The organism is Oceanicola sp. S124, assembly GCF_000220565.1.
Lineage (GTDB): Bacteria > Pseudomonadota > Alphaproteobacteria > Rhodobacterales > Rhodobacteraceae > Pseudooceanicola.
Map to the genome: position 1 here is coordinate 22,392 of NZ_AFPM01000005.1, position 8,430 is coordinate 30,821.

An 8,430-nucleotide genomic window follows, 5' to 3' on the forward strand; every position below is an offset into this window, starting at 1 on the left:
ATCAGGTCTCCCTTTGCCGAAGTGGCGGGTTGGCGGGGGACAGCGGGGCCTCTCAGCCCTGCTCTCCGGCTGTTTCGGTTTCGCCGCCCTCGGGCAGCGCATCTTCGCGGCGATAGACGCCAAGGGGTTCCAGCGCGAAGCGCAGCTTGCGCGGCTGGTTGAGGAAGGCGCGTTCCAGCACCTCTGCGGTCAGGTCGGCATCATCCAGCATCTGCGGCACGGTCCGCCCGCCGGTCGGCAGAACGAACTGGTGGAGGTTCGGCGCCAGCGGGAAGCTTTCCAGGTGGGCTGCCTCGCCGGGGGCCTCGCCGTGGATCAGGTAGTAATCCGCGTGGCTGCCCAGCACCTCGCCGAGGTTGTGCAGCCGCAGGTCGTCCAGCCCCTGCCCTTCCGGGATCGCCCGGGCCGGGATCGCGTAGAGCGGACTGAGCGCCAGGGCCACGTCGATTTCCAGGTAGGCGGGCATCGCCAGGGCCATGAAGCCGCCCATGCCCTGACCCAGGGCCATGACGCTCTGCGCCTCGCATTCGCGGCGATAGGCGCTGGCCCATTCGACGATCTCTTCGACCAGCCGTTCGCCGTTCAGCCAGGTCTCGCCGGGATCGGCGAAGAACAGCACGTTGTCACGGCCACCATGGCTGGCGGCATGGGCGAAGGCGGCCAGCGGCGCGCCGCCCTCTTCGCTGTCCCAGAAGGACAGCACGAGGCGCTTGCTGGTGCCACGATACAGCCAGACCTTCAGCTTATCGCTGTCGGAAACGACGGAGATGTCGAGCGTATCGGCCATGTCACTGTCCCTTGCTGCATCCGGGCGGGCGCGGCGGCCCGCCCCGCTTACTCGGCGGCCACGGCCGCCGGGGCGTCGAGGTCTTCCAGGATCGCCGCGGCGCAATCGCGCCCGTCACGGATCGCCCAGACCACCAGAGAGGCACCGCGCACGATGTCCCCCACGGCATAGACCCGATCCAGCGAGGTCCGGCCCGAGCCGAAATCGGCGCGCACGGTGCCCCAGCGGGTCACTTCCAGGCCCTCGGTATCCCAGAGTTTCGGCAGGTCCTCGGGCTCGAAGCCCAGGGCCTTGATCACCAGGTCGGCCTCTTCGGCGTAGTCGCTGCCCTCGATCACTTCGGGGCTCTGACGGCCCGAGGCGTCGGGCTGACCGAGGCGCATCTTCTGCACCATGGCCTGGCGGACACGACCGGCACCGGCGCCGGAACCCTCGGGTTCGATCACGCCGGTGGTGAAGCCGACGGGGTTCGACAGCCAGACGAATTCCACGCCCTCTTCCTCGGCGTTCTGCACTTCGCGCTGCGAACCGGGCATGTTCTTGCGGTCACGGCGATAGAGGCACTTCACGCTCTCGGCGCCCTGGCGGATCGCGGTACGGACGCAATCCATCGCGGTATCGCCACCGCCGACCACAACGACCTTCTTGCCGGCTGCGTTCAGCTCGCCACTCTCGTATTCCGGCACCTCGTCGCCGAAGGACACCTTGTTCGAGCAGGTCAGGTAGTCGATGGCGCGCACGATGCCCTCGGCGGTCGAACCGGGGCCCTTCAGGTCGCGGGTCTTGTAGACGCCCGTGGCGATCAGCACGGCATCATGCTTGCCGCGGATCGCATCGAAGGAGATATCCTCGCCCACATTGCAGTTCAGCACGAATTCGACGCCTGAAGCTTCCAGCTGGGCGACGCGGCGCATGACCACGTCCTTTTCCAGCTTGAAGCCGGGGATGCCGTAGGTCAGCAACCCGCCGGCACGGTCATAGCGGTCATAGACCGTGACCTGCACACCGGCACGGCGCAGCATGTCGGCGGCGGCAAGGCCGCCGGGGCCGGCACCGATGATGCCGACGCTTTCCTCGCGCTCCTGCGCCGGAACGACGGGGACGACCCAGCCGTTTTCCCAAGCGGTATCGGTGATGTACTTCTCGACCGCGCCGATGGTGACAGTCCCGTGGCCGGACTGCTCGATGACGCAGTTGCCTTCACAGAGACGGTCCTGCGGGCAGATGCGGCCGCAGATCTCAGGGAAGGTGTTGGTAGCCTGGCTGACCGCATAGGCCTCTTCCAGGCGGCCGGTCGCGGTCAGGCGCAGCCAGTCGGGAATGTTGTTGTGCAGGGGGCAGTGGGACTGGCAGTAGGGCACGCCGCACTGGCTGCAACGAGACGCCTGCTCCTCGGCCTTGGCGGCGGCATATTCGGCATAGATTTCATCGAAATCATGCGACCGCACCTTCGCGTCGCGCTTCTCGGGCATGTCCCGATCAACGGTCACGAACTTCAGCATAGGTTGCTTCGCCACGGCTAACTCCTCGTCTTGCTTGTCGCTACCTTTTCGGGGCCTTCTACAGCAGGCCAGCGGGGAAGAAAAGTCAGAAGTGATGACCTATATTGCAGCTTTTTCCCCTGCGCGACCCAGAAGGGCAATTCCAAGCCTCGAAAATAGACATCAAACCGGACTTATTAAGGGCCTTTCCTCTGACTTCCAAAGGGTTAATCCTTGCAGCATTCCTCGCCACACCGGACATCCCATGCCCCTTCTCCAGCTTCTTCTTCTCGCGATTATTCAGGGTATTACCGAGTTTCTCCCGATTTCCTCCTCAGGTCACCTGATTCTGCTGCCGGGCCTCACGGGCATGCAGGATCAGGGCCAGGTCATCGACGTCGCCGTCCATGTCGGCACCCTCGGGGCCGTCGTGCTCTATTTCTGGGAGGACGTGCGAGAGGCCATCGGCGGCCTTCCGCGCCTGCTGCGAGGCCGGATCGATACACCCGGCGCGCAACTGGCCTTCCTGCTGGCGGTGGCAACGATCCCCGGTGTGCTCTTCGGCCTCTTCCTGGCGATCACCGGACTGGACGACAGGCTGCGCTCGGTCGCGGTGATCGGCTGGACCATGCTGATCTTCGGCGTGGTGCTCTACATCGCCGACCGGCGCGGAGACAGCGGCCGTGCCGCGAAGGACTGGACCCTGCGCGACGCCATCATCCTCGGGCTCTGGCAGGCGGTGGCACTGATTCCCGGCACCTCGCGGTCGGGCATCTGCATCACCGGCGCCCTCTTCGGCGGGTTCGAGCGCCAGGCGGCGGCGAAGCTGTCGATGCTGATGTCGATCCCGATGATCCTGGCCTCGGCGGCCTATCTCTCGGGCGAGGTCATCGCCACGGCGGACGCCCAGGCGGCCATCGACGGCACGATCGCGGCCTTCTTCGCCTTCCTCTCGGCACTGCTGGCGCTGGTCCTGATGATGCGGCTGCTGCGGTCGGTCAGCTTCACGCCCTATGTCATCTACCGCGTCCTGCTGGGGTTTGCCCTTCTGGTCTGGGCCTACAGCTGAGGCGCAGGCCCCCGAAGGTGGATTGCCATCCACCCTACGCCTGCGGCACCGGCCAGCCCCCAGGGCAGGCGGCGCATCCCGCGTAGGGTGGGTGCAACCCACCTCCCCCCGTTGCAAGGAAAAGGCCCGACCAATGGCCGGGCCCTGATGACTGGATCCTGCTGCCAGCCCCGCCGGCCCTCAGCTTCTGAGGTTCGCCGCCGACGCCTTGATCGCCGCATATTGCCCCGAGGGACGGTGGGGCCAGAGGTAGTCGGGCATCACCGCTTCCGGGGCCGAGGGCTCGATCCCCAGCTCGGCGAAGCCCTTCGCCCCCTCGGAGACCACGTTATCGGCGCCAAGCTGACGCACCTGGTCACGGGTCAGCACCGAATTGGTGAACAGGCCCAGGCTGAGCGTCTGCAACAGGTCGAAGCTCCAGCCCATCAGCTGACCGGCGAAGACCGGCAGGCCGATCACGCCGCGGCGGCGCTGCACGACCTTCAGCATGGTCTTCATCCAGCCGGAGAAGCTGTCGACCTCGGGGCCGCCCAGCTCGTAGATGCCGGCGGGCGCACGGCCCAGCACGGCCACCTCGGCGGCGGCGGCGACATCGTCAACCCAGACCGGCTGGAACCGCGTGCCGGCGCCGACCAGCGGCAGCACCGGGGTCATCTTGGCCATGTTGGCAAACCGGTTGAAGAACTTGTCCTCGGTGCCGAAGATCACCGAGGGACGCAGGATCACCGCGCCGGGCATCGCCGCCAGCACAGCCTCTTCGCCCGCCGCCTTGCTCTGGGCATAGAGGCTGTCGCTTTCGGCATCGGCGCCGATGGCCGACAAATGCACCAGGCCCGAGACGCCTTCTTCGGCTGCGATACGGGCGATTCGCCCCGCGCCCTCGGCCTGAACGGCGGTGAAGTTGTTCTTGCCCTTGGCGGCGAAGGTGCCGACGCAGTTCACCACCACATCCGCACCATGGGTCACGGCGCGCACCGAGGAGTCATCCCGGATGTTGCAGAACACCGGCTCGACCTGGCCGACGACGCCGTAGGTGCGGACAAAGCCCGCCTCGTCGGGGCGGCGCACCGCGACGCGCACCCGCCAGCCCTGCTGGGCCATGCGCCGCGCGATGTACCGGCCGACGAATCCCGACCCGCCAAAAATGGTGACAAGCTTCGACTTGGGCATGGAAGACCTCCGGCTGATCGAATTCCTTCCGTACCTAGCCCCGCTTGTCCTTGCGGGCAAGGCGGATGGAGACTTTGTCACCGCGAGTTTCGGAAAATGCGAAAAATCGTCGTTGACACTCCCCGGGCAGACCCATATATCGCCCTCCACGACACCGGCCCAGGTGGCGGAATGGTAGACGCGCTAGCTTCAGGTGCTAGTGTTCGCAAGGACGTGGAGGTTCGAGTCCTCTCCTGGGCACCATTACCAAGATCCCCGCGAAACTTCGGTTTCGCGGGGGTTTTCGTTTGTGCCGACAGCCGGCCCGGCACCCTGCCCAACCCTCTGCCATACCGACAAAAAACCCCGGTATCCTCTGGGGATACCGGGGCAGTCAGGCCGTCCGGGGAAGAGTGTCCGATCAGCCGAAAACGCGGGTCAGCGCAACGTCGATGGCCCCGGTGATCTCGTCGATGTTGTCCCTGGTGGCGATCAGCGCCGGGCTGAGGCAGAGCGTGTTGTTGAAGCCGGGCAGCGAGCGGTTGGTGACACCGATCATCACCCCCTGCGCACCGCATTCCGCCACGACCTGCTGGGCCAGCTTCTCGGCCACGGGCTCTTTCGTGCCCCGGTCGGCGACCAGCTCGGCGCCCAGGAACAGGCCCTTGCCGCGCACATCGCCGATGACCTTGTGCTTCTCCATCAGCTCTTCCAGCTTCGAAAGGCAGTAGGCGCCCATCTGCGTGGTGTTCTCCAGCAGACCCTCGTTCTCGATGATCTCCATGTTGGCCAGCGCGGCGGCGGGGCCGGCGGTGCAGCCGCCGAAGGTGGAGATATCGCGGAAGTAGTTCAGCGGATCAGAGGCATCGTCCTTGAACTGGTCAAAGACGTCCTCGGTGGTCACCAGGCAGGCGATCGCAGCATAGCCCGAGGCCACGCCCTTCGCCATGGTCACCATGTCCGGCTTCACGCCGTACTGCTGGTAGCCGAACCAGGCGCCGGTGCGGCCGACCCCGCAGACCACCTCGTCGATATGCAGCAGGATGTCGTACTTCTTGCAGATCTCCTGCACGCGCTCCCAGTAGCCCTTCGGCGGGGTGATCACGCCGCCACCGGCGGTGACGGGCTCAAGGCAGATCGCGCCGACGGTCTCGGGACCTTCGCGCAGGATCACTTCCTCGATGGCATCGGCGGCGCGCTGGCCGTAATCCTCGACATCCCACTGCTTTCGGTATTCCAGGCAATGCGGCACCTCGACGAAACCGGGCGCCAGCGGGCCGTACTGCATGTGCCGCTCGGGCTGACCGCAGGCCGACAGCGCGCCGATGGTGGTGCCGTGGTAATCGCGCTCGCGGAACAGAATCTTGGTCTTCTTGCCGCCATAGCGCTTGTGCGCGATCTGGCGGACCATCTTGAAGGCCTTCTCGTTCGCCTCGGAGCCCGAGTTGCAATAGTAGACGCGGCTGAGGCCGGGCATCTTCTCGATCAGCTTCTTCGAGAACATCGCCCCGGGGATCGAGCCCGCCGAGCCGGCGAAGTAGTTCAGCTTGACCAGCTGGTCGCGCACCGCATCGGCGATCTCGGTCCGGCCATAGCCGACGTTGACTGTCCAGACCCCGCCCGAGACGGCATCCAGGTAGCGCGTGCCCTTGGCATCCCAGACATGGATGCCCTTGCCCTCGACGATGACGCGGGGGTCGGAGGTCTCGAAGGGCTTGTGCTGGGTCAGGTGGTGCCAGACGTGGGCCTTGTCGGCGGCCACCACATCGCTGAGGTCATTGTCGTACATCGGTCTCTCCCTGAAGGGTTTCGCAGCCACAAAGACCGGGGCCGCGGGGTTGGGACAGGTCCAGCGCCCGGGGATCCATGGGGCCAGAGGGGGTTTTGCGCGTATTTCGGCGCCCGACCGCCCGCTCTGCCGCGACAAGTGGCAGCCGAGGGGGTAGAAAGACGCCCGGATAGCGCGATTGAACCACGAACCATGCTGAATTTCATCTCCCGTCACGGATCAGAGCCGATCCAGTCCCAGCTGCGCCGGGGCATCGTGGATGCGATCCACGCCGGGCAGATGCAGCCGGGGCAGAAGATGCCGCCCTCGCGCCAGCTGGCCGGGCAGCTCGGCATCGCCCGCAACACGGTGACGGCGGTCTACGAGGACCTCGTGGCGCGCGGCTACCTGGATGCCCGCCCCCGGCTGGGCGTCTTCGTCGCCGGGGACCTGCCCGCCGGGCCCGAGCGCACCCCCGCGCCGCCCCCCGACAGCCCCGACTGGGACGCCCGGCTGAAGCAGCGCCCGGCCCGGCTGCGCCACCAGCACAAGCCCTCGAACTGGCAGGACTACCGCTATCCCTTCATCTCGGGGCAGGTCGATCCCGGGCTGTTCCCGATCAACACATGGCGCAGCTGTTCGCGCGATGCCCTTGGCCGCTCGGCGATCGACTGGTGGACAGCCGACCGCGCCGACGAGGACGACCCCCTGCTGGTCGAGCAGATCCGCAGCCAGATCCTGCCGCAGCGCGGGATCTACGCCCGCAGCGACGAAATCCTTGTGACCCTGGGCGCGCAGGAGGGGCTTTACCTGCTGGCCCGCCTGCTGGCCGGGCCGGGAATCACCGTCGGCTGCGAAAGCCCCGGCTATCCCGACAGCCGCAACATCATGCAGGTCTCGGGCGCCACGATCCGCGATCTGGCCGTCGACGCCGAGGGCGCAAGGCTGGAAGGCGACATGGACCTCGCCGTGCTCACGCCCGGTTTCCAGAGCCCGACCATGGTGACGATGTCCCCCGCCCGCCAGGCAGAGGTGCTGGACCGCGCCGCCCGCGACGACGTGCTGCTGATCGAGGACGACTATGAAGGCGCCACCGCCGCGCCGGGGACCACCACGCTGCGTGGCCTCGACCGCTCCGGCCGGGTCGCCTACCTGGGCACGCTGTCGAAGATCCTCGCGCCCGGCGTCCGCCTCGGCTTCCTCGTCGCCGATCCGGCGCTTGTGGCCGAAGCGCGATGGCTGCGCCGGCTGATCCACCGCTCCGCGCCGCTGAACAACCAGCGCACCGCCGGGATCTTTCTGGCCGAGGGGCACTACCTGGCCCTGCAACGCCGTCTTCGCGAAGCCCTCGTGCGCCGCCATGCCGAGGTGCTTGCGGCCTGCGCCCGCTTCCTGCCCGACTTCCGCACGCCCGAGACCTCGGGCGGCACCTCTCTGTGGCTGGAATGTCCCGAGGGCCTCGATGGCCGCGCCCTGATCGCCGAGGCCGCCCGGCGCGGCGTGCTGATCGAATCGGGCGATGCCTTCGTGCCTGAAGCCCAGGCGGGCCGATTCCTGCGCCTCGGCATCTCGCATATCGACGAGGCCCGCATCGCCGAGGGTCTGGCCGAGCTGGGCCGCGCCGCCGACGCCCTGCGCTGAACTGGCCATATCAATGCGCTGGTCTGGCCCTATCTGGGACGCGCCGATCCCCCTAGGGTCGCGGCGACCAGCCGCCTCCGGCTGCCCCTCCCCCCAGACCCCCGCGCCCGAGGCGCCAAGGAGAGACCAAGAATGGCCACGCCCGCCCTGCCGCAGCTGCCCGAAGACCTGATCGCCGCCTATGCGGGGGTGAACCTTGTCGGCGGCGCGAAGATCGCCACCGCCGCCACCCTGCCGGTGATGACCCCCGCCACCGGCGCGCAGCTCGGCCTGGCCGCCGCCTCGGATGCCGCCGAAACCGCCGCCGCCATCGAAGTCGCCGCCACCGCTTTCCCCGCCTGGTCGCAGACCCCCGCCCGCGCCCGTGGCAAGCTGGTTGCTGAGGCCGCGCGCGCGCTGAGTGCTAATGCCGAGGTCATCGCCCAGGTGCTGGCCCGCGAGACCGGCAAGGCGATCCGCACCGAATGCCGCGGCGAGGTCGCCACCGCCATCGACATCCTGGACTTCTACGCCGGCCTCGGGTCCGAGCTGAAGG

Annotated in this window: 7 protein-coding genes and 1 tRNA gene; 4 read left to right on the forward strand and 4 right to left on the reverse strand. The window is 67.4% G+C overall.

Features of this window, described 5'->3' with window-relative positions:
- Positions 1-52: 52 nt before the first annotated feature.
- Both OS124_RS0100320 and OS124_RS0100325 read right to left on the reverse strand, forming a co-directional pair.
- On the reverse strand, positions 53-787 hold the full coding sequence (locus tag OS124_RS0100320) for a hypothetical protein (RefSeq protein WP_010137243.1): 735 nt from the start codon (positions 785-787) through the stop codon (positions 53-55).
- A 47-nt stretch (positions 788-834) separates the two neighbouring features.
- The gene (locus OS124_RS0100325; protein WP_010137244.1) at positions 835-2,304 is read right to left on the reverse strand and encodes an NAD(P)-dependent oxidoreductase; all 1,470 of its coding nucleotides are present in this window, start codon (positions 2,302-2,304) and stop codon (positions 835-837) included.
- A gap of 229 nt (positions 2,305-2,533) precedes the next feature.
- On the opposite strand from OS124_RS0100325, the gene OS124_RS0100330 reads away from it, so the two are divergent.
- Entirely contained in the window at positions 2,534-3,337 is an 804-nt protein-coding gene (locus OS124_RS0100330) for an undecaprenyl-diphosphate phosphatase (protein ID WP_029375069.1), read from the forward strand.
- A 180-nt stretch (positions 3,338-3,517) separates the two neighbouring features.
- Here OS124_RS0100330 and OS124_RS0100335 read toward each other — a convergent pair whose 3' ends face one another.
- Positions 3,518-4,507, reverse strand: coding sequence for a complex I NDUFA9 subunit family protein (locus OS124_RS0100335; RefSeq protein ID WP_010137246.1), 990 nt, complete (start codon positions 4,505-4,507; stop codon positions 3,518-3,520).
- A gap of 157 nt (positions 4,508-4,664) precedes the next feature.
- Between OS124_RS0100335 and OS124_RS0100340 the strand changes: the two genes are divergently transcribed.
- Positions 4,665-4,750: transfer RNA gene (locus OS124_RS0100340), tRNA-Leu, on the forward strand.
- A 157-nt stretch (positions 4,751-4,907) separates the two neighbouring features.
- On the opposite strand, the gene OS124_RS0100345 is transcribed toward OS124_RS0100340, so the two are convergent.
- Positions 4,908-6,275, reverse strand: coding sequence for an aminotransferase family protein (locus OS124_RS0100345; protein WP_010137247.1), 1,368 nt, complete (start codon positions 6,273-6,275; stop codon positions 4,908-4,910).
- A 192-nt stretch (positions 6,276-6,467) separates the two neighbouring features.
- Here OS124_RS0100345 and OS124_RS0100350 point away from each other — a divergent pair, with 192 nt between their 5' ends.
- On the forward strand, positions 6,468-7,895 hold the full coding sequence (locus OS124_RS0100350) for an aminotransferase-like domain-containing protein (RefSeq protein ID WP_010137248.1): 1,428 nt from the start codon (positions 6,468-6,470) through the stop codon (positions 7,893-7,895).
- 132 nt (positions 7,896-8,027) lie between these two features.
- Positions 8,028-8,430 (forward strand): aldehyde dehydrogenase family protein (locus tag OS124_RS0100355; RefSeq protein WP_010137249.1); only part of this gene is annotated, 403 nt, incomplete at its 3' end.